23 protein-coding genes and 1 pseudogene are annotated in these 20,704 nt (G+C 70.1%); 20 read left to right on the forward strand and 4 right to left on the reverse strand.

Annotated elements, in window-relative coordinates:
- Positions 1-61: 61 nt before the first annotated feature.
- The 15 genes and pseudogenes from AVW09_RS16510 (at position 62) to AVW09_RS16575 (ending at position 13,845) form a co-directional block, all read left to right on the forward strand.
- Positions 62-1,108, forward strand: coding sequence for a Gfo/Idh/MocA family protein (locus AVW09_RS16510; RefSeq protein ID WP_063259080.1), 1,047 nt, complete (start codon positions 62-64; stop codon positions 1,106-1,108).
- The gene (locus AVW09_RS16515; RefSeq protein WP_063259081.1) at positions 1,105-1,845 is read left to right on the forward strand and encodes a hypothetical protein; all 741 of its coding nucleotides are present in this window, start codon (positions 1,105-1,107) and stop codon (positions 1,843-1,845) included. Before AVW09_RS16510 ends, AVW09_RS16515 begins: the two co-directional genes overlap by 4 nt.
- 105 nt (positions 1,846-1,950) lie before the next feature.
- The gene (locus AVW09_RS16520) at positions 1,951-2,967 is read left to right on the forward strand and encodes a VOC family protein (RefSeq protein WP_063259082.1); all 1,017 of its coding nucleotides are present in this window, start codon (positions 1,951-1,953) and stop codon (positions 2,965-2,967) included.
- A gap of 34 nt (positions 2,968-3,001) precedes the next feature.
- On the forward strand, positions 3,002-3,961 hold the full coding sequence (locus AVW09_RS16525; protein WP_063259083.1) for a fumarylacetoacetate hydrolase family protein: 960 nt from the start codon (positions 3,002-3,004) through the stop codon (positions 3,959-3,961).
- The gene (locus tag AVW09_RS16530) at positions 3,958-4,950 is read left to right on the forward strand and encodes a cyclase family protein (RefSeq protein ID WP_063259084.1); all 993 of its coding nucleotides are present in this window, start codon (positions 3,958-3,960) and stop codon (positions 4,948-4,950) included. The genes AVW09_RS16525 and AVW09_RS16530 overlap by 4 nt, the downstream gene beginning before the upstream one ends.
- Positions 4,951-4,988: 38 nt before the next feature.
- Entirely contained in the window at positions 4,989-6,122 is a 1,134-nt protein-coding gene (locus tag AVW09_RS16535) for an FAD-dependent monooxygenase (protein WP_063259085.1), read from the forward strand.
- Positions 6,119-7,144: an amidohydrolase family protein gene (locus AVW09_RS16540; RefSeq protein ID WP_063259086.1), complete on the forward strand. Its 1,026-nt coding sequence runs from the start codon at positions 6,119-6,121 to the stop codon at positions 7,142-7,144. Before AVW09_RS16535 ends, AVW09_RS16540 begins: the two co-directional genes overlap by 4 nt.
- Positions 7,141-8,133 (forward strand): fumarylacetoacetate hydrolase family protein, encoded by a 993-nt coding sequence (locus AVW09_RS16545; protein WP_063259087.1) that lies wholly within the window; start codon positions 7,141-7,143, stop codon positions 8,131-8,133. Before AVW09_RS16540 ends, AVW09_RS16545 begins: the two co-directional genes overlap by 4 nt.
- Positions 8,130-8,924, forward strand: coding sequence for an SDR family NAD(P)-dependent oxidoreductase (locus AVW09_RS16550; protein ID WP_063259088.1), 795 nt, complete (start codon positions 8,130-8,132; stop codon positions 8,922-8,924). Before AVW09_RS16545 ends, AVW09_RS16550 begins: the two co-directional genes overlap by 4 nt.
- Before the next feature lie 74 nt (positions 8,925-8,998).
- Positions 8,999-9,232: pseudogene (locus AVW09_RS18485) on the forward strand (DUF4259 domain-containing protein); the annotation flags it as partial.
- Between the two features lie 201 nt (positions 9,233-9,433).
- Positions 9,434-10,933: an MFS transporter gene (locus AVW09_RS16555; protein ID WP_063259089.1), complete on the forward strand. Its 1,500-nt coding sequence runs from the start codon at positions 9,434-9,436 to the stop codon at positions 10,931-10,933.
- Positions 10,934-11,000: 67 nt separating this feature from the next.
- Positions 11,001-12,569: a GMC oxidoreductase gene (locus AVW09_RS16560; protein WP_063259090.1), complete on the forward strand. Its 1,569-nt coding sequence runs from the start codon at positions 11,001-11,003 to the stop codon at positions 12,567-12,569.
- A gap of 75 nt (positions 12,570-12,644) precedes the next feature.
- A complete protein-coding gene (locus AVW09_RS16565; RefSeq protein ID WP_063259091.1) occupies positions 12,645-13,034 on the forward strand; it encodes an ester cyclase in 390 nt (129 codons plus the stop codon).
- An 86-nt stretch (positions 13,035-13,120) separates the two neighbouring features.
- Positions 13,121-13,405: a hypothetical protein gene (locus AVW09_RS16570; protein WP_197462678.1), complete on the forward strand. Its 285-nt coding sequence runs from the start codon at positions 13,121-13,123 to the stop codon at positions 13,403-13,405.
- Positions 13,405-13,845 (forward strand): BLUF domain-containing protein, encoded by a 441-nt coding sequence (locus tag AVW09_RS16575; protein WP_063259092.1) that lies wholly within the window; start codon positions 13,405-13,407, stop codon positions 13,843-13,845. Before AVW09_RS16570 ends, AVW09_RS16575 begins: the two co-directional genes overlap by 1 nt.
- A gap of 11 nt (positions 13,846-13,856) precedes the next feature.
- Here the strand turns inward: AVW09_RS16575 and AVW09_RS16580 are convergent, their stop codons facing one another.
- The 3 genes from AVW09_RS16580 to AVW09_RS16590 all read right to left on the reverse strand — a co-directional run bounded on the left by AVW09_RS16580 (position 13,857) and on the right by AVW09_RS16590 (position 16,117).
- A complete protein-coding gene (locus AVW09_RS16580; RefSeq protein ID WP_063259093.1) occupies positions 13,857-14,816 on the reverse strand; it encodes a type II toxin-antitoxin system HipA family toxin in 960 nt (319 codons plus the stop codon).
- 216 nt (positions 14,817-15,032) lie between these two features.
- On the reverse strand, positions 15,033-15,341 hold the full coding sequence (locus tag AVW09_RS16585) for a helix-turn-helix domain-containing protein (RefSeq protein ID WP_063259094.1): 309 nt from the start codon (positions 15,339-15,341) through the stop codon (positions 15,033-15,035).
- Positions 15,342-15,439: 98 nt separating this feature from the next.
- Positions 15,440-16,117 (reverse strand): SGNH/GDSL hydrolase family protein, encoded by a 678-nt coding sequence (locus AVW09_RS16590; protein WP_063259095.1) that lies wholly within the window; start codon positions 16,115-16,117, stop codon positions 15,440-15,442.
- A 529-nt stretch (positions 16,118-16,646) separates the two neighbouring features.
- On the opposite strand from AVW09_RS16590, the gene AVW09_RS16595 reads away from it, so the two are divergent.
- From AVW09_RS16595 to AVW09_RS16615, 5 genes are all read left to right on the forward strand, one after another.
- Positions 16,647-16,844, forward strand: a complete 198-nt coding sequence (locus AVW09_RS16595) for a helix-turn-helix domain-containing protein (protein WP_063259096.1) — start codon at positions 16,647-16,649, stop codon at positions 16,842-16,844.
- Positions 16,844-17,356 carry a helix-turn-helix transcriptional regulator gene (locus tag AVW09_RS16600; RefSeq protein WP_063259097.1) on the forward strand — a complete coding sequence of 171 codons (513 nt, stop codon included), beginning with the start codon at positions 16,844-16,846 and terminating at the stop codon, positions 17,354-17,356. Before AVW09_RS16595 ends, AVW09_RS16600 begins: the two co-directional genes overlap by 1 nt.
- Before the next feature lie 1,131 nt (positions 17,357-18,487).
- The gene (locus AVW09_RS16605; RefSeq protein ID WP_156496149.1) at positions 18,488-19,045 is read left to right on the forward strand and encodes a hypothetical protein; all 558 of its coding nucleotides are present in this window, start codon (positions 18,488-18,490) and stop codon (positions 19,043-19,045) included.
- A gap of 15 nt (positions 19,046-19,060) precedes the next feature.
- Positions 19,061-19,543, forward strand: a complete 483-nt coding sequence (locus tag AVW09_RS16610; RefSeq protein ID WP_063259099.1) for a hypothetical protein — start codon at positions 19,061-19,063, stop codon at positions 19,541-19,543.
- A complete protein-coding gene (locus AVW09_RS16615; RefSeq protein WP_063259100.1) occupies positions 19,540-19,932 on the forward strand; it encodes a hypothetical protein in 393 nt (130 codons plus the stop codon). Before AVW09_RS16610 ends, AVW09_RS16615 begins: the two co-directional genes overlap by 4 nt.
- Before the next feature lie 270 nt (positions 19,933-20,202).
- Here the strand turns inward: AVW09_RS16615 and AVW09_RS18120 are convergent, their stop codons facing one another.
- Positions 20,203-20,376, reverse strand: a complete 174-nt coding sequence (locus AVW09_RS18120; RefSeq protein ID WP_197462679.1) for a hypothetical protein — start codon at positions 20,374-20,376, stop codon at positions 20,203-20,205.
- Positions 20,377-20,704: the final 328 nt, after the last annotated feature.

Here is a 20,704-nt window from a genome sequence, read left to right on the forward strand (position 1 = left end):
TATGGTTCATTAGTCTCGAACTTCAGCGTCATTCGTGCTGAAGTGGCCGCGAAGGAGCGACATGACCTGGGGTGTGGGCATCATCGGGGCGGGTCCCGGGGTGGCGGCGTTGCACGCCCCCACGCTCGCGCGGACCGCCGGCGACTTCCGGCTCGTGCACGTGAGCGATGGCGGCAGCGGGCGGGCCGTCGCGATCGCCGAGCGCTTCGGGGCGCGCTCGTCGAGCGGTGTCGACGCGTTGCTCGCCGACCCCGAGGTCGAGGTCGTCGCCGTCTGCAGTCCGCCCGAGCAGCACGCCGCGCACGTGCGCGCGAGCCTCGCGGCCGGACGCCGTGCCATCTTCTGCGAGAAGCCGCTGGCCACCACGATCGAGGACGCCGAGCAGATCGTCGCCGCGTGCGCCGACGCCGGCGCGCTGCTCGTGGTGGGCGCGAACCACCTGTTCGATCCCGCCTGGTCGCGCGCGACGCACCACCTCCACGCCACGCGCGACCGCGTCCGGTCGGTGTCGGTGACGCTCTCGCTCGCACCCAACGGGAGGTACCACGAGCTGGTCACGGGGGCGCCCCTCCCCGCGCCGCCGGGGCCCGCTCGTCCGCCGATCGATCCGGGCGACCGCGAGCTGAGCGCGCGCATCGTCCGGCAACTGGTCGTCGGGTTGGCCGTGCACGACCTGCCGCTCGTCCGCGACCTCGTCCCGGATGCCACCGAGGTCGTGTGGGCGCGACCCGTCGCCCCGATCGGATTCGATCTCGCGCTCCGCTCCCCCGACGCGGTCGTGCGCTTCACCGCCGTCATGGGTCCCGAGGGCGCGGACTCGCTGTGGCGGGTCAACGTCGCGACCGACGGCGCGCGTGTCGACGTCGAGTTCCCCCCGCCGTTCGTCCACGCCGGCAGCGCCCGGACGACGGTCCGCGACGGACGCGGCATCCAGACCGTGTATCCGATCGACCGGCGCGACGGTTACGACGCCGAATGGCGCGCGCTCGCCGCGCTGCTGCGCGGGGAGACGGCGATGGAGTACGACGAACTCCGCGCGGATGCCGCGTTCGTCCTCGCGGTCGCCGACGGGGCCGCCGCGGCGGTGCGGGACGGGGTGCTCTCATGAGCGCGCTGCCCGTGTGGACCGATCTCGCCGCTTACCGCGCCGCGGTCGCCGAGCTCGCCCCCCTCGTCCGGCTGGCGGATGCCGACGAGACCGATGTCCTGCGGGTCGTCGACGGCCGCGGAGCGTGGTGGGACCGTGTGGAACGGCTCACCGACGCGCTCGGGGTGGTGGTCGATGAGCCGCATCCCGCCCCCGCGTCCGCGCACGAGCGGCTCCGCGCGCTCGACGTCCCGGTGGTCGTCGCCCGTCGTCGGCTGCGCGCCGACGTCGTGGCATCCCTCGTGCCGACGCCCGCGGCGCACGTCGTCGTCGACGCGTGGGGAGCAGCGCCCGAGGCGGCGGTGCTGCTGCGCGATGCCGTCGGCTGGGGACGCGTGCTCGCCGGCGGTCCGCTGGACGTCGTCGCCCGCGACGCGACGCCGACCGCCGACCTCCTGGCTCTCGTGCGCGGGGCGGTGGGAGTGAGCGTCACGCGCGCCGCGGCCGGGTCGGGCGTCGGCGACGCGCTGACGGCGGTCGCGCTCGGTCCCCGGCGCCTGGAGGTCCGGATCGACTCCGCGGCCGCGACGATCCACGTCGAGACGGACGGTGTCGAGGGTCGGAGCATCGCCGCGCCGAAGCGCGAGGCGGCCGAGCGCGTCGCCCTGCGGCGGCTGCGGGATGCCGTGGACACCGGTGCTCGTGGGAGCGATCTCGCCGAGCTGGCTCACGACGACGGCATCCTCGAGCGGGGATAAGCCACGTCGATACTCGGCATCCACAGGATCGGCTTCCCTGATACCAACTTCGGTCGGATAGTGGAAGAAGAGTCGGAATGGCCCGATTCACCGAAAGGATCGAAGATGATCAAGCTTCTCTCGCACCTGTCCTTCGTTGCGATCACGACGCCCGATGTCGATGCCTCGGTGGACTTCTACGTCAACCAGGTGGGTCTGACCGAAGTCGCGCGCGAGGACGACCGTGTCTACCTGCGCTGCTGGGGCGACTACTACTCGTACTCCGTCGTCGTCGTCCGCGGCGACGAGCCCGCCCTCGAGACCATGGCCTGGCGCACGTCGTCGGCCGAGGCGCTCGAGGAGGCCGCGAAGCGCGTCGAGGCGACCGGCATCCAGGGCGAATGGTTCGACGGCCGTGGCATCGGCCGCGCCTACCGCTTCACCGGCCCGTTCGGCCACAACATGACGCTGCACTGGGACGTCGAGCGCCACCGCGCCGAGCCCCACACCGCGTCGATCTTCCCGGACCGTCCCGAGAAGCGCAGCTCGGTCGCCGGTGCTCCGCGCCAGCTCGACCACGTCACCGTCGCGACCTCGGACGTCGACGCGTTCGTCAAGTGGTACGTCGACACGCTCGGCTTCCGCTTCATGGCCCGCACGGTCCTGGATGAGGCGCCCATCTCGGTGTTCTCGGTGCTGACCACGAACGAGAAGTCGCACGACCTCGGCGTCGTCCTCGACGGCTCGACCCGCGCCGGTCGCGTCAACCACTACGCCTTCTGGGTCGACACGCGCGAAGAGCTGCTCATCGCCGCCGACACCCTCATGGAGAACGGCATCCCGATCGAGTACGGCCCCAACATCCACGGCATCGGGGAGCAGACGTTCCTCTACTACCGCGAGCCCTCGACGCTGCGCATCGAGCTGAACACCGGCGGCTACCGCAACTACGTCCCCGACTGGGAGGCGAACACCTGGAAGCCCTCGCTCGGCTCGAACAACATGTACCGCAACGGTGCCATGCCGATGTCGATGACCGAGTCGTTCCCGCCCGCCGACGGCCCCAGCGCCACGGAGGAGGGCGTGCCCGACGAGATCAAGGACGCGCTGCTCAACCCCTACGCGATCCAGGGCCGAGGCTGAACGACGATCCCGGTCGGGGAGAGTGAGCACCACCATGACCACCGCACCTTTCGCCCTCGCGCGTTTCCGGGACGGGGATGCCGTGCACGTCGGCCTCGTCGTCGGCGACCGCATCCGCGCGCTCGCCGCCGACGAGCTCGGCGGTGGCCTGAACGCGTTCCTCGCCGACCCCGACTGGGATCGCCTCGAAGCCCTCGCCGCCACCGAGGCCGAGACGCCGGGGGACTGGCATCCGCTCTCGGACGTCACCCTGACAGCCCCCGTCGAGCCCCGGCAGGTGCTGCAGACCGGCGCCAACTACCGCCAGCACGTCATCGAGCTGGTCGCGGCGGGCCTGACGCAGAACACTGAGCGTACGCCGGATGAGGCGCGTGCCTTCGCGGCCGACATGATGGACGAGCGCGCCCGCAGCGGTGAGCCGTACTTCTTCATCGGACTCCCCGCGTGCGTCGTCGGGGACGACGTGCCGCTCGTGCTGCCTGCTTCCAGCGAGGTGCACGACTGGGAGCTCGAGCTCGCCGTCGTGATCGGGCGCGAGGCGTTCCGCGTCTCGCGCGAGGAGGCGCTCGACCACGTCGCCGGCTACACGATCGTCAACGACATCACCACGCGCGACCTCGTGTTCCGCAAGGACATGAAGGAGATCGGCACCGACTGGTACCGGGCGAAGAACGCGCCCGGGTTCCTGCCGACCGGGCCCCTCCTCGTGCCCGCGCGGTTCGTGGACCCCGCGGACACCCCGGTGCGTCTCGAACTCAACGGACAGGTGATGCAGGATGCCAACACCTCCGATCTGCTCTTCGACGTGCCGGCGCTGATCTCGGCGGCATCCCAGACCCACCCGCTGCTCCCCGGCGACCTCCTGCTCACCGGCAGCCCCGCGGGCAACGGTCAGCACTGGAAGAGGTTCCTGCGCGACGGCGACGTGATGACCGGGACCATCGGCGCGCTCGGCACGCAGGTCGTACGGTGCGTCGCGGAGGGCGCGGCGTGAGCGCGCCGTCGGAGAACCCGGCGGACCTCGACCGGCAGAACCCCGAGGCGGAGATCGCCGCGCGCGCCGAAGCGCACCGGAACTGGGGACGCTGGGGCGAGGACGACGTGCTCGGCACGCTCAACTTCATCGACGCTGCGAAGCGTCGTGAGGCCGCGGCGCTCGTGCGGGAGGGGCGATCGATCTCCCTCTCGCAGCGCTTCGACACCGACGGGCCGCAGAAGGGCTGGCGCCGCCGCACCAACCCCGTGCACACGATGACCGACACGGGAACGGATGCCGAGCGCGGCACACAGGGCTTCCCGCACGGCATCGGCGGCGCCGACGACGTCATCGCGATGCCCCTGCAGTGCTCGACCCAGTGGGACGGCCTCGGGCACATCTTCGACCACGGCTTCGCGTGGAACGGGCGCCGTGCGGGCGACGTCGTCACGAGCGACGGCGACCTCGTCACCGGCATCGAGCACGCCGCCGACGTCATCGTGTCGCGCGGCGTGCTCCTCGACGTCGGGCGCCACCTCGCGCCCGAGACCGGCGAACTCGCCGACGGCTACGCCATCACCGCCGCCGACCTCGACGCGTGCGCGTCGGCCGAGGGCGTGAGCGTCGGGCGCGGCGACATCGTGCTCGTCCGCACCGGGCAGTTCGCGCGCGTGCGCCGCGACGGCTGGGGCGACTACGCCGGCGGCCCCGCGCCGGGGCTGTCGCTCACGACCGCCGGGTGGCTGCACCGCACCGAGATCGCCGCCATCGCCACCGACACGTGGGGCTTCGAGGTGCGCCCGAACGAGTTCGACGTGCCGGCGTTCCAGCCGCTCCACCAGGTCGTGATCCCCAACCTCGGCCTCACGATCGGCGAGATGTGGAATCTCGAGGCGCTCGCCGAGGCGTGCGCCTCCGCGGGACGCTGGGAGTTCCTCCTCTCGGCACCGCCGCTCCCGATCACCGGCGCCGTCGGGTCGCCGGTGAATCCGGTCGCCCTGCTGTAAACCTGATCCCCCCGTCGTAAGAACAGAGAGGTTCTGACATGACCGCCGTCCAACGAGTCGCCATCGCCGGTGCCGGCGTCGCCGGCCTGGCATCCGCCATCTTCCTCGCGAGGGCCGGGGTCGAGGTCGACCTGTACGACGCCCAGCCCGCTCTCCCCACGCGCGGATCGGGGATCACGCTGCAGGGCAACGCGCTGCGCGTCTTCGACGAGCTCGGCGTCTGGGGCGAGGTGGCCGCCGCCGGCAAGGCGTTCGAGGGGCTCAACCTCCGTGCCCCCGGCCCCGGCGCGACCGTGGTCGCCGCTCTTCCCGACCTCAAGACCGGCGGGCCCGACTACCCCTCGACGATGGGAATGTCGCGCCCGGATCTCGCCCGCATCCTCCTCGCGGCGGCCGAGGCGCACGGCGCCCGCGTGCATTTCGGACGACGCGTGACGGGCGTCGCGCAGACCGACGACGGCGTCACGGTCGAGGTCGACGGCGAGCCCGCGGGCACGTTCGACCTCCTCGTCGGAGCCGACGGCCTGCACTCGGCGGTGCGCGAGCTGATCGGCATCCACGTCTCTCCCGAGCAGACGGGCATGGGCATCTGGCGGACCTTCGTGTCGCTGCCGCCCGACGTCGACCGCAGCGAGCTGTACTACGGCGGGCCGATGTACATCGCCGGGTACACGCCCACCGGCGACGACACGATGTACGCGTTCCTTGTCGAGGCGGCCCAGGACCGCTCGCACGTGTCGCCCGAAGAGGCGCGGCGCATCATGGTCGAGCAGTCGCGCGCGTACGACGGTCCGTGGAACCACATCCGCGCCGACATCGAGGCGGGGGCGGATGCCAACTACACCTGGTTCACGCGACACCTCGTCGAGGCGCCGTGGAACCGCGGTCGCGTCGTCGTGATCGGCGACGCCGCGCACAGCTGCCCGCCGACGATCGCGCAGGGCGCCGCGCAGGGACTCGAGGACGCGGCGGTGCTCACCGAACTGCTCATCGGACGGGATGCCGTGGACCAGGCGCTGTGGGACGCGTTCCACGAGCGTCGCGTCGCCCGGGCGAAGGCCATCGTCGACGCGTCGGTGCAGCTCGGTCAGTGGCAGCTCGACGGCGTCCGCGACGCCGACATGGGCGGCCTGATGTTCGGCGTCGCGCAGCTCACGGCGGCCCGCGCATGAGCGCCGTCGCGGGGCACGGCGTCACGGACGTCCACGCCCACCTGCTCATGCCGGGGCTGCACGCCGAGGTGGAGCGGCGCGTGCCCGACGAGGTGCAGGCCGCGGCCGACCTCGAGCTGCGTCGCAATGGCCTGGCGAGCCTGCAGGCTTCGGGGCGCATGATCGGCGAGCGCTTCCCGCGCCTCACCTCCGTCGAGGCGCGCCTGGCCGCGATGGACGCCCAGGGCGTCGACCGGCAGTGGGTCAGCCCGTCGCCGAACCACTTCTACCCGTGGGCAGGCGAGGGTCTCGCGACGTGGACGACCGGCGAGGCCAACCGCCTGATCGCCGAGCACGTCGCGGCGGCGCCCGACCGTCTCGTCGGACTCGGCACCGTGCCGCTGCAGCACCCGCACCTCGTCGTCGACGCGCTCGACGACGCGGTGCTCGGACGCGGGCTCGCCGGCGTCGAGATCTCGTCGTTCGCGGGCGACGTCGAGCTCAGCGACGACCGTCTGGAGCCGTTCTGGGCGCGCGCCGCGGAGCTCCGGGCGGTGGTGTTCCTGCACCCCTTCGGCTGCTCGCTCGACGAGCGTCTCGACCGTTTCTACCTCTCCAACACGGTCGGCCAGCCGACGGAGAACGCCGTCGCGCTCTCGCACCTCATCTTCGCGGGCGTGCTGGATCGGCATCCGGGACTCCGCCTGATCGCGGCGCACGGCGGTGGATACCTGCCCACCGCGATCGGCCGCTCCGACCGCGCGTGGAAGGTGCGGCCCGAAGCGCACGGCTGCGCGCACGCGCCCTCGAGCTACCTCTCGAAGCTGTGGTTCGACACGGTGGTGCACGATGAGCGGGCGCTGCGCTGGCTCGTCGAGGTGGCCGGGGCCGACCGGGTGCTGCTGGGCAGCGACTTCCCGTTCGACATGGGGCTCGACGACCCGGTCGGGTTCGTCCGCGGCGCGGGGCTCGCCGAGGCCGACGCGACGGCGATCCTCGGGAGCAACGCCGAGGCGCTGCTGCGGACGCGGGTGCACGCGTGAGGATCGCGCGGTGGGTCGACGGGGCCGACATCGGCGAGGGGTTCGTCGACGGCGATTCGGTGATCCCGTTCCCCGACGGGCTGCGCGTGGCCGAGGTGCTCGCGCAGGGTCTCGCCGCCGCTTCGGCGCTCTTCGCACGGCGAGACGCCGCGGCGGGCCGGCCACTCGCCGACGTGCGGCTGCTCGCCCCGCTCGTGCCGGCTTCGATCCGTGACTTCGTCGCGTTCGAGGAGCACGTCGAGGGCGTGAGCGCGTCGGTCGACGGCAAGAGCGAGGTCGTGCCCGAGTGGTACGAAGCCCCGACCTTCTACTTCACCAACCCGCACACGGTCCGCGCGACCGGCGATGTCGTCGCGATCCCCGAGACGCAGCGCCTCGACGTCGAGTTGGAGCTCGCGGCGGTCATCGGCGGGGTACCGGGTTCGGACGGGGAGAACCTGGATGCCACGGACGCGGCGTCCCACATCTTCGGCTACACCGTGATGAACGACTGGTCCGCGCGTGATCTGCAGTCGCGGGAGATGAAGGTGCGGCTGGGTCCCGCCAAGGGCAAGGACTTCGCGATGACGCTCGGCCCGTGGATCGTCACGGCCGACGAGCTCGAGCCGTACCTCGACGCCGACGGCTTCCTCGCGGTGCGCGCCGAGCTGTTCGTCAACGGCGAGCTCATCGGCGCCGACCTCGTGTCGAACATGGGCTGGCCGTTCCCCGAGCTGGTCATGTACGCCGCGCGGAACTCCGTCGTGGTACCGGGCGATGTGCTCGGCTCCGGCACGGTCGGCAACGGCGGATGCCTCGGCGAGCTCTGGGGGCGCCGCGGCGCGCTAGACCCCCGGCCGCTCGAGCCCGGCGACGAGGTGCGCATGGTGATCGAGGGCGTCGGCGAGATCGTCAACGTCGTGGGGGAGCGCGTCACCGCCCCCGCGGTTCCGCGGGCGCGCGCACGTTCCCGGGCGCGCACTCGCGCGGGAGTGCCGGACCGGCCGTGACCGAGCTTCGTCTGCCGGGCATCGCCGGGAACCTGTTCGTGGTGACCGGCGCTGGCGGCGGGCAGGGGGCGGAGGAGGCGCTGCTGCTCGCCGAGCTCGGGGCGGACGTCGTCGCCGTCGACCGCGCCGACGAGGCGCCGGAGCTGAGCGATCGCGCCGAGGGTCTCCCGGGCCGGATCGAGTACCGGTGCGCCGACGTCGCGTCCGAGGAGGACTGGGACGCGTTGGCTGCGTCGCTCGAGGGTCGGCGCGTGCGGGGGCTCGTGAACAACGCCGGCGTCACGCACCGCGCGCGTATCGGCGAGCTCTCCCGCGACGACTGGGACCGTGTCTTCGCCGTCAACGTCACCGGTGCCCTGCTCGGCATCCAGGCCCTCCTTCCGTCGATGGATGCCGGGTCCTCCATCGTGAACATCGGCTCGGTCGCGGGACTCACGGGGCATTACACGGCCGCGTACACGGCGAGCAAGTGGGCGTTGCGGGGGCTCACCCACGCGTGCGTGACGGAGCTCGGACCGCGCGGCATCCGGGTGAATCTCGTGCACCCGGGCTTCATCCGCACCCCGATGACCGCGTCGGCACCGCCCGCGTTCGCCGAGGCGAACACCGCGATCATCCCGCTGCACCGGGTCGGTGAGGCGGTGGAGGTCGCCGATACCGTGGCGTTCCTCCTGTCGGATGCCGCGGCGTTCCTCACCGGGGCGGAGATCGGCGTCGACGGAGGACAGGCGCTCTCCGGCGCGGCGACCGTCCTCGCGAATGCCCTCCGGCTCGGCGGCGCGGACGCGTGAGGGGTCAATTTCTGTCGCCCCGGAGGCCGGGAGGCGACAGAAATTGACCCCTCACGCGCCGGGATGACACGGCGGCCGATTTCGCGTGGGAACTCGACGGACAGAAGCGATGGAACGTCGTGAGGAGTGCGCTCCGCGCGGCACTGCGGAGCAAGGACCCGCTCGACGTGGACACCGCCTGCATCGCGATCGCCGCCGCGGAGGTGGTCGCTCACGGCCTCGGACGCCCGACGCAGTCCGATGCGTACACGGAAAGCGTGGAGGAATTCGTCCGTCGGGCGCGGAGGCCTTCGGGGCGGCTCGCGACCGCCGCGGCGCGAGCCGCACCCGGGCCGGGGCGGTCGGCCGTGATCAGGCCGGGTCGACTGCTCCTTGCTAATGTTCAAAACCGACATAAGTCGGGTATGATGGTCGCGACGTCGGGGCTCCGCGAGCCCGTTCGCCCGGTGAGGGAGCCGGAGCGGCACATACGGTCGCGTCGATCGCCCGGTCGTACGGGCGCCCCACGTATGACTCTCTCCCCCGCTCGTATCCGCCTTCTCGTCGTCTCCCTTCTCGCGGTGTCGTTCATCGGCGCCCTCGACCACACCGTCGTCTCGACGTCACTCGCCACGATCGCCGGCGATCTCGGCGCGCTCGAGTACATGAGCTGGATCATGGTCGGCTACACGCTCGCCGCCACCGTGATGCTCCCCGTCCTCGGCAAGCTCGGCGACGTCGTCGGCCCGCGCAGCGTGTTCCTCGTCTCGCTCGGGCTGTTCCTCGTCGCCTCGCTCGCGTGCGGCTTCGCGCCCGACCTCGGGTGGCTGATCGCCGCCCGCGTCGTCCAGGGGCTGGGTTCCGCCGGCATCCAGCTCATGTCGCAGACGATCATCGCCCGCGTCACGAGCCCGCGACAGCGCCCGCGCTACATGGCGATCATCGGCACCGCCTTCCCCGTCGCGATCGTCGTCGGACCCGTCGTCGGCGGTCTCATCACCGACTTCTGGGGCTGGTCCTGGGTGTTCTGGATCAACATCCCGGTCGGTCTCGCCGCGTTCGCGCTCGCCGCGGTCGCGGTCCCGCGCCTCCCCGGCGGCGCCCACCCCCGCTTCGACATCCCGGGCTCGATCGTCTTCACCGGCACGCTCCTCGCGCTCGTCCTCGCGGTCACCTGGATCGGCGACGACACGCTGCGCCCCGCGGCACTGGCCTGCGCGGCGGCCGCGGTGATCGGCATCCTGGCCCTCATCGGCATCGAGCGGCGCGCGGCCGAACCGATCCTGCCGCCCCGGATCCTCCGCAACCGCACGATCCTGGCGTGCCTCGGGCTGTCGCTCATCGTTGGGTCGGGCCTTTTCGCGATCGTCGCGTTCGTGCCGACGTACATCCAGATGGCGTACCGCACGACCGCGACCCTGTCCGGCCTCGTGCCGATCGCGACCGTGCTCGGCATGCTCGTCAGCAACCTGCTCACCGGCTGGCTGGTCAGCCGCTCCGGTCGCTACCGCTTCTACCCCGTGTTCGGCACGGTGCTGGGCGCCGCGGGACTCGCGGTCATGGCCGCCCTGCCCGCGGGGCTGCCCCTGTGGGTGCCCATGGTCGTGATGGCGGTGGTCGGTATCGGCACCGGCTCGTTCACGAACCTCATCTTCGCCGTCGTGCAGAGCGCCGCCGCGCGCTCCGACCTCGGCGCCGTCACCGCCACCACGAACCTCGTGCGTCAGGTGGGGTCGGCCGTGGGCACGGCGATCGTCGGCGGTGTGGTCGGGTTCGGCGTCGCCGCGCATCTCCCGCCCGGACTGGATGCCGGCACCCTCACGCCGGCGGTGGTGCGGGCCGCGTCCGCGCAGGTGCAGGACGCCGTCGCGGTGATCTACCATGACACGTTCGCCCCGGTGTTCCTGGGGCTCGCGCTCGTCTACGCCTGCGGGATCGTCTTCGCGCTGCTGCTGCCCGGAGGGCGCCTGTCCGACGAAGCGCCCGAGCCCCTCGCCGCAGTGTCCGACGCCGACCGACAGCCCGCGTGACCCCTCAGCCCGCCTGATCTCTCGACCCGCCCGATCTCTCAGCCCGCCCGATCTCGAAGGAGAGACCATGTCCGAGACCCCCACGATCGCCGTCGTCGGCAGCGGACCCATCGGCGCCGCGTACGCCCGCGTTCTGTTGGAGTCGCTTCCGCACGCGCGCGTCGTCATGTTCGAGGCCGGCCCGCAGGTGACGGAGCGCCCGGGCGAGAGCGTGCGCAACATCGTCGACCCCGACGAGAAGGCCCGCGCCCGCGAGCGATCGCAGGGACCTCAGGCGGGGGAGTTTCGCGACTCGCTCGGCATCCCGTCCGGCACGATCGTCGAGGGCATGTTCACCGCGCGCCAGGGCACGCACCTGCTCGACTTCGGCGGCGAGGGGTCGGCGCACGCCCCGACCTTCCCGGCGGCGGCCGCAGCGACGAACGTCGGCGGTCAGGGCGCGCACTGGACCTGCGCGATCCCGCGCCCGGCGTTCAGCGAGAAGCTCGACTTCATCGCGGACGACGAGTGGGAGGACCTCGTCTCGACCGCCGAGGAGCTGCTCCACAAGCAGAGCGCGGCATTCTCGGACTCGCCCGTGGGCGCCGCGATCCGCACGCTGCTCGACCGCGAGTTCGGGGCCGAGCTGCCCGAGGGCTACGGCGTGAGCACGCTGCCGGTCGCCGGCGATCCGCAGCCGGACGGCACCATGCGCTGGGCCGGGACCGACACGGTGCTGGGCCCGCTCATCGAGCCGGGCACCGACACCGCGGCCCGGTTCGAGCTGCGCGACCTGACCCTCGTCCGCCGCATCGAGCACGACGGCGCACGCGTCCGGGGCGTCTGGGTGGAGGACCTCCGCACGCACGAGGACGCGTTCGTCGAGGCGGATGCCGTCGTCGTCGCCGCCGACGCGTTCCGCTCTCCGCAGTTGCTCTGGGCCTCCGGCATCCGTCCGGCTCCCCTCGGCCGGTACCTCACCGAGCACCACGTCGTCATCGGCACCGTCGTGCTCGACGGCGAGCGGATGAGCGAGCTCGTCTCCGACGACGAGCTGCAGGCCGAGCTGGACCGCCGCGCGATGAACCCCGCCGATCCGGTGGCCGCGGTCAATCGCATCCCGTTCTCCGAACCCGAGCACCCGTACTCGGCGCAGATCATGTACGCCGAGACCCCGCCGTTCCCGCTCGACCCCGCGCACCCGGCCGCGGGCAACCGCTGGGGGTACATCAACATGGGCTTCGGTGTGCGGAAGTTCCCGCGCATCGAGGACGGCGCGATCGTCAGCGACGACGAGCTCGATTACCGCGGGCTGCCCAACTTCACGATCGAGTACGCGTTGACGGATCGGGAGGATGCCGAGATCGCCGAGGCCACCGAGCGGCTGCGGCGCGCGGGCGCGGCGCTCGGCTCGTTCATCGCCGAGCCGCGGCTGCTGCCGAACGGCTCGAGCCTGCACTTCATGGGGACGATGCGCGCGGGCACCGATCCCGCGACCTCGGTCGCCGACCCGTACTCCCACGTCTGGGGGTTCGAGAACCTCCTCGTCGGCGGCAACGGCCTCATCCCCACCGCGAACACGATGAACCCGACGCTGACGAGCGTCGCGATCGCCATCCGCGGCGCCCGTCGCCTCGCGGAGGAGTTGAACGCGTGAGGGGTCAAGATTTGTCGCTTCTCGCGACGCGAGGCGACAAATCTTGACCCCTCACGCGCGGGGATAATGGGGCGGATGGAGAGCTGGGAGACGCGCGAGTGGTTCCAGGAGTTCCTCGACGCGCTGAACCGCCACGACCCGGAGGCGCTGCGCGAGTTCCTCGCGCCGGACGTGCGCCGTGCGCACCTGCCCGCGGGGGCCGATGCGTGGGTGTCGGAGTACACCGACCTCGTGCGCGGCTTCCCCGACTGGCAGTGGCGTCGCATCCAGGTGCTCGTCGAGGACGACCGCCTCGCCGTCCACCTGCGGGGGAGCGGCGCCCACACCGGCGTCTTCCAGCACGTGCCGCCGACGCGGCGGCGCGTCAGCATCGCCTCGTTCGCGATGTACCGGGTCGTCCGTGGGCGCGTGGTCGAGGCATCCGGAACCGATGACGCCGGCGCGATCCGCGCGGCCGTGGTCTGAACGCGGGTCTGTCAAGCGACTGGCCCACGTCTCCGGCATGTGTACTTTCGGAACGGGGCCCCTGCCGGGGCGGAAGGACACGCCGAATGACTGTTGACGATCGCCCGGGTGCCGGGATCGTGTGGTCGCGGGTCGAGGAGGGGTTCCACGTCGCGAGTGCGCGCGGGGCGTTCCTCGGCTACATCGACCGCGAGGCCGATGGCACCTACTGGGCCTACAACGGGCGTTCCCGTCCCGTCGGCCGCTTCCCCGGGCTCGTCGCGGCGATGGCCGCCGTCACCCACGCGCACACCCAGGCGACGGCCGTCGCCGATCCCGTGATCGAACTGCGTCAGGTTCCGGACGCCCTCCCCGGATCGGCGGTGTCCTGATGCCTGACGACCTCTACTCGATGACGTACTCGAGTACGGCAACGGTGCCGTTCGACGACGACGACCTTGCGCGGCTCCTCGAGTCGAGCCGTGTCGCCAACATCGGCAGCGACCTGTCCGGGCTGCTGCTCTACCGCCGCGGGCGATTCCTCCAGGTGCTCGAGGGCCCCGAGTCCTCGGTTCGGGATGCGATCGACCGCATCGGCCGTGACCCGCGCCACCGGGACGTGCGGCTACTGGTGTCGGAGTCGATCGACGACCGCCGCTTCCCCGACTGGACGATGGGGTACGAGCCGCTCGGAACGTCGACATCGGCCCCGCCGGTGGGGTTCCGCGACAGCTTCGACGACCTCGATTCGACGGATGCCACGGTCACCGCGCGGGCGCTGGCCGAGCTGACGCTGTGGTTCCGGGTGCGCTCGGGGCGGCGCGCCGCGTAGCGGCGGAGGCCTCACCCGAGACGGGTTGCCGCCGCTTCGAGGCGGGTCTGCATGACTCGAATGCTTCGCCCGTCGGCACCGTGATGCTCGGCGAACCGCGGCATGGCCTCAAGGAGGGGGAGGAGCGCGTCGAGGTGAGTTCGAGCCTCGGCGGCGCTCAGCCCGAACGTCGACAGGGCTTCCTTCGTAAGGAAGTCGTTGACATCCAGGGTCGCGGCGCCGAAGAGGGCGAGTTCGTGATCATCGCCGTGGTCACGGGGTTCCGGGTTCACGTCGAATGCGGGAGAGAGTGCCCAACCGCCCCCTCGCCGGAGGAAGCCGTGGTTGCGCAGGTGATCGTCGAGGTTGCCGACCAGGACGCCGAAGACCGCACGCCGCCACAACTGTGTGACGTCCGCTCCGTGGGCGCGCGCGAAATCGGTGAGGTCGAGCCAATCACCGCCGTCGCCGTCCTGGGCCTCGAGCGCCGTCATCGCCGAGATGTACGGGATCCGGACCCCGCCCGCTCCCCGATCGAACCGGCGGAGGAAGAGGATCGTGCGGACGCTGCCGTCCACCGTGACCTGCTTCGTCCTCCGAACGGGAACGTCGATCCCCCAGCGGTCCATCGCGTCGAGCATGGATGCCTCCCATGCCATGACGTTCCAGTCATCGCCGAGGGGCTTGGGGAACTTCGCGAGCCACAGCTCTTCACCGAGCCGGACATTGGCCTTGGGTCGCGCCCCGCCCAGGGAGCCGGTCGCCCGAAACAGACGCCGCAGCGCGACCTCGTCGATGTCCGGATCGTCGCGTTCGATCTGGTCGGCGACGCGGATGATGTCGGACAGGTCCGCCTCAGCGGGCACACCATCACCGTCGGCGAGAGCCGTCCCGTTCCGCCAGAAGCGTGTCGCGCCCTGGCGTCCCTCGTCGTTCACCCCGAGCATCAGTGTGAGGTCGTCGAGGCGTCGGCCCGCGGCGCGGTTCTGCACCTTTCGTCCCCAGGTGTCGGGTGCGGAGTCGCTGAACGGGTTCGGCGGTCCGAGGCTCTGCGGGCCGGGGAACAGCCGAGAGCGGGGACGAGGGCGAAGGCGTCGCGGCGGCGCAGGTAGTCGGTGTCGTAGACGAACGTTCCGGACGTGCGCGCCCGGTACAGGGTTCCGGCGACGACATCTTCCCGCCCGAGCGTCGTCGTCACCATGTAGCCGTCAGCCATCGCCGCGGACTCGTACCCGTTGCGGCAGCTTCTCGTCGGCCATCAGCCGTCCGCGCGGGGTCTGGAAGGGATCGGTCGCGGTGACGACCGCGTCCAGCAGGCCGAGGACGCGCAGCACGCGCAGAGCGATCTCGAGTGTCGTGCCCTCGCCGTTCTCGAGCTTGCTGATCGTCTGGGGGTTGACCCCTGCCCGCTCGGCAACCATTTTGGCCGTCAGGTTCATCAGTTTCCGTTGATCGGCCACGTTCTGTCCGATCGTTCGCAGGCCGCGGGTGACGGGGACGGGGGTCGGGGTAGCCATGACCCCAACTTTACTTCGATCTTGACAGATCCAAAAGGACTTAAGAATTGTCCTCACCGTTCTTAAATGAGAACTCGGGTAGCGGCATCGCGGCGGTTTCAGAGGCCGAGCGCTCGGAGCTCGGCATCCATCCGCTCGGCGATGTGGGCGTAGCCGACGTCGTCCGGGTGGAGTCCGTCGCCGGCCATCCAGCTGTCGGCGTCGTCGGCGTAGTGCCCGTCGAGCCAGTGGCTCGCCCCGGCGATGTACTCGGCGCCGATCCGGTCCGCGGCGTCGTGCACCCAGCCGATGATGACGTCGACGGATGCCGGCCGGTCGGCGGTCCACCAGAACGGCTCGACCACGATGATGCGCGCGCCGGGGAGGCCCTGGCGCAGGCGGTCGAGGTCGCTGTCGATCGTCGCCCGGATCTCCGCTGCGGCACTGTCGTAGCTGAAGTTGTCGTTGAGGCCCATGGTCACGAAGACGATGTCGGGATCGTCGCGGATGATCTGTGCCGGGATGTCATCGAGCCCCGGCCCCATGCTGGCGCGGCGGTTGACGAAGCCGAGGCCGTTCTCGGCGCGGTTGATCTCGGTCCATCCGCGCTCGGCGCAGATGATCGTCGACCACCGCTTGTCGGACGAACTCGCGCCTGTCCCGCGCGTGTACGAGTCGCCGTAGAACGCGACCGTCGTGGCGCCCTCCGCGGGCGGCTGGGGCTGCGCCGGTGGCGCGCACGCCGTGAGGCCGAGCGCGAGAACGGCAGCGACCAGGATGCCGAGCGCGCGATACATGTGGAGGGGCTGACGGGAATCGAACCCGCGCTGTCTGCTTGGGAACTAGGGAGGTATCTGCTTGAGTGCGAAGTAACCGCACGGTGCCAGTCGCCCTCTACGGACGGTCCGAGCAGCCGCGGTCAGACGTGGGCCACGCGATGCGGTCTGAGTGGAATGTTATGGCACGCCGAGCGGCACGTTGGACCCTCGACCCCAAGACGCCAGCGGCGAGGCGCGCGGAGACCGGTAGGCCTCGTGCGCACTCAACCCTTGACTACCGGTGAGACTGCTGTGTAGGTTGCTGCCGAGAGGTCGAGATCGCGTCATGGCACCGCCTCTGAACCCCTGGCCCCGTGACCACTACGAATCGCGAGCAGCAGGTTACGTCCCTCGCGAGACCTGGCGGTAGGGCAGTCCTCATCTGTTTGAGAGGTATGCGCGCAACTGGACTCTGTCCCTGTGCCGCCTCTCACTATCCGCTGAGTGTGGCGTGAGCGCAGCCGGGCTCGTCCCTCTGCTGTCACTCTCGGCAGCCAGGAGTTCAGCTATGTCCACAAGTCCGCTCGCCACCTCATCGTTGCTCACGGTGGCGGAGGCCGCCCTATCCCTTCGCGTCAGCGAGTCCACGATCCGGCGTTTGGTCCGTAACCGCCGGATCGGCGTGGTCCATGTCGCGGCAGCCGTCCGGATCAGTCCGGACGAGTTGGCCCGTTTTCAGCGCGACAACGAACGGCCGGCGCTCTGATGGCTACGACCGAGGGGCAGACGCTCCGGGTGAGCGCCGTCGCGGAGGCGCTCGGTATCTCGGACGCCAGGGTTCGCCGGCTCATCCAGCGCGGTGATCTCGCGGTGGCGGGCCGGGACCCGATCGTCGTTGCGCCGAAGGAGGTAGAGCGGTGTCGTCGCGCTCTCCTCCGGTGCGATCTGCACCGCACACTGGATCCGGCTGTGCCGAAGGCGTGGGTGGCGATTCCGAGTCTGTTCGAGGTCGCCGCTGAGTTGGGGTTGCCGCGAGCTTTCGTTCTGCAGTTGATCTGGCTCGACTACCTGCCCCTCCGGCGGACCGAGACCGGGTTTGATATCTGCTCGACGTGCTTGGAGCGCTTTGCTGCGGCCCCGTACCGGAAGATGCTGGGTTTGCCGCGGGCGAGAAAGACAGCCGCGGGGCCGCAGAAGGTTGCTCCGGGGCCTGACTTGCTTGCGGTAGGGGGTGCGGGGCTACCGTCCGCAGCCTCGCAGAATGGCCGCGCCTCGTGAGCGAGCTACGTCGCCAGCGCGCGTCGGAGACGCATCGGAAGTACCCCTACTGGTGGAACGGTCGTCAGTGGGCACCGGCGACCGCATATCCCCGGTGGAACTCGATTCGGAACCTCGAGAGGTCAATCTGGCGTCCCACCAGATATGACGCGGAGTACCGAGTGCCGACGGCCTGGAACGGGCCGCGAGCTGTCTACAACTTGGTTCGGTTCATCGACGCGTTCCTACCTCCCGCGCCGGATGAGAATCACAGGCTCGCATTCAGGTGGGATCACGGCAAGCCACGGTTCCACTGGCGGGGGGTGCGTCTCGATCACCTGCATCGTCGTCGACCGTGGACAACCTTCCTATGTTGCAACGGTTTCACCGATGAGCAGTCTCAGCCCCGGCCTGTCCTCTGGCAGGAGCCCACCTTTTCCTTGCCGGACGGTGACCCGCGGTCTTACGTCTGGAATCCGCTGGCGCCGGTTGGTCACCCGGCCCACATCTCGGAGCCACCCACCCTTGGCTGGCGCGCAGACGGTGGCTGGTGCGACGAAGGGCAGGACTATCCGAAGGAGGGGACCCTGTCGCTGATCGAGCTGATGGGAGTTCCGGCCCCGTCGCTGTTCGAGCTGATGCCGATGGATGCTCCGAGAACGGGTTTAGGGACTTTCCCAGAAGATGACGTTCTGACAGAAGAACCCTGGGGCGGTAACTGGTGGCACAGGTGGGAGGCTCCCGACCTGTGCCTATGCGATTCGCGATGGCCATCACCCCAATGTTGGGTCGATCACGACCAGCGCTAGTACGACACGTGTGAATGCCCTAGCTCTGCCGGACTGCCATCGCCTACCCCGGGCGCATACCTAGTTCGCGGTGGACCCTTCCGGACGCGCCGTTATACGTGAGTATGACCAGCTGAATTGCCGGTTTTCGGCGTGTCCGGAGGGGTTGCTACGTGCTCCAGCCGATGAGACATGTGTCGGCTGCGGGGGTGATACCTGAGAGAGAGCCATAGTCCCTCCGAGCCCTGAGCGTCCCGCCCGCGGGCTTCCGGGGTCCCGGCGCCGCGCTGCCGTAGTTCCCAGTGAGGAAAGGAGTGAGATGCAGCGCAGAAACAACTGCCCCTGGTGCGTCCACACCCGGGCCATGGTCTGGGAGCAGCGGATCTGGCAGGGCGAGAACGTCGAGACGGTCGCGGCGGATACGCCGTTCAGTCTGGACGCGGCGCACCTTCACGTGCGGGACCACATGGGACTGGTGCTCTCGGCGGAGCCGCTCATCACGTCGGTGCCGTCGGTGTCGCAGGCCGCGCCGATCCCGGCCGCCCCCGCACCGGGCGCGCTCGCCTCCAGCGGGTCCGCACCGTCCGTAGCGGCCTACGCGGCTGATCTACTCAAGCTGGCATCGCAGGTGGTGGCCGCCGCTGACGTGGCCGCCGAGCACGGCTCCCTCGAAAGTGCAATGCGAGAGATCGAGATCCGGGCCTTGGCGCTAGACGAAGTCGCGGCCTCTCTCGGCGTCGACATCCACGAGGCCGAGCAGATGTTGAACGAGGTCACGGCCACCGTGCGAGGTGCTCTGCGAGCTGGTGCTGCCGGGCTGGGCAACGACCTTGAATTCCTCGCCGTCGCGATCCGCGAAGAGGGCGGACACCGCATCGCCAGCGACCTAGAACAGCGCATCCGCGCCCGCCAGCGAGCCTGAAGCCAAGGAGCAGAGATGATTCACCCCGACGACCTCCCGCCCCTCCGCACGACACCCATCGTCGAACCCCTCACCCTGAGCGCACCGCACGAGTATCCCTTCACGGTGCACTTCTTCTCCTCCAAGACCGTGCTGCTCACGGAGATGCGAGGGCACACGTTCGAGTTCGGTGACGAGCTACAGATCACCGCTGCGATCTACGAGCTATCCAAGGACCGCAACGGGCAGAGCTGGCTCGACCTCATCGATGACACCGACGCGCAGATCCAGCGGTGGGGGAAGGTGCGCTACGCGCGCGGACCCTGGCCCGACGCTCTTCCTCGTGTCCAGGCCGGCTCACCGGAGGAAGCCGACCTGATCGCCCACGAGTGGGCCGAGGCTTGGAAGCTCCCAACCGAGGAGGAGCGAAACGAGGCGCGAGCTGCTCTGTACCGCAAGTACGGTTCCCCGCCCCAGACAAGCCGGCACCTCGGGTTCCTACCGGGAGATGTCGAGTGACCAACAACCGCTCCACCAACGAGGCCTTTCGCCTCAAGGTGATGATCAACCTTCTCCAAAGCCATCTCCGAGTCCTCGTCCCCGACGACGAGCAATCGCCCTACCGCGCCCTCCTTGCCGACACGGATGCCCACACAGATATCGCTGGGCTCGCACCGTGGATCGTGCACGTCCGCACCTCTGCGAGCGGCGAAAAGCTCTCCGAGATCGTCACCGACGTCACCGACGCCGCCCGCGCGGCCGGGAGCGACTGGGCCGTTGCCATCATGAACCGGCGCGGGTACCCCGTCGAAGACAGCTACGCGATCATGCCGCTACACGTCCTCACACGCATCTTCCGCGGTGAGGCACCCCCACCCCTTCACCCCGGCACCGGCATCCCGGAGTGAAGGACAGAGGAGACAGGAGCTCCTCGAGCGGCGGCTGGACTTCTGCCCTCCGCAGCCCAGCCGCCGCTCACGCCTTCGCAGAAACCGAAGAAGGGTGCACCACCCAGGAGGCGATGCACCCTTCTTCTCTCTATGCAGAGATCAGGTCAACCGAACGATGTTCCCGCATCGACACCGGATGAGCCCGGGCCGGTACGAAGGCGAGAACGGGCCGAAGGTGCGTCGGCAGTGAGGGCAGGTGAGCGTCATGTAGCGCGTCATGATCGTCACCTACCGCGTCGGACGGATGATCTGGTAGGTCGTTCCGGGCCGCTGTCCCGGAGGGAACGGCTCACCCTGGACGCTGGTCACCTCGTTCGTGAGGCGGCCGCCCTGGAACTGGCCGTAGATCCCGCTCTGGGGGACGCTCTGACCGGGCCGGAAACTGGGTTTGCGAGTGGTCATATGACTACCCTTCTTTGCTTGGCCGAGCACCAAGAACCTCCACGGCGAGTCGATTGACCCGCCTGCATGTGGTGGTATTAGGGTAGAAGAACCATCACCTGGACAGTATTGGTGCCTTCGACCCCGAACCCGGTTCCCCCGGCTATCGGGGTTGTCGTGCTTCGGTACGAGAAAGTCTACCGGCGAGGTCTGTCGTTAAGAGCTACAAGTGGGGGCCGAAGTTACACTCGTGTGATTCGGGTCGTGACCCGGACGGGTTCTCCACAACTTCTCCACGACTTCGCTCACAGCTTCGCCCTCCCCGATCCCTTCTCTCGCCTGGGATCCG

This window comes from Microbacterium sp. T32 (assembly GCF_001619615.1).
Taxonomy (GTDB): domain Bacteria; phylum Actinomycetota; class Actinomycetes; order Actinomycetales; family Microbacteriaceae; genus Microbacterium.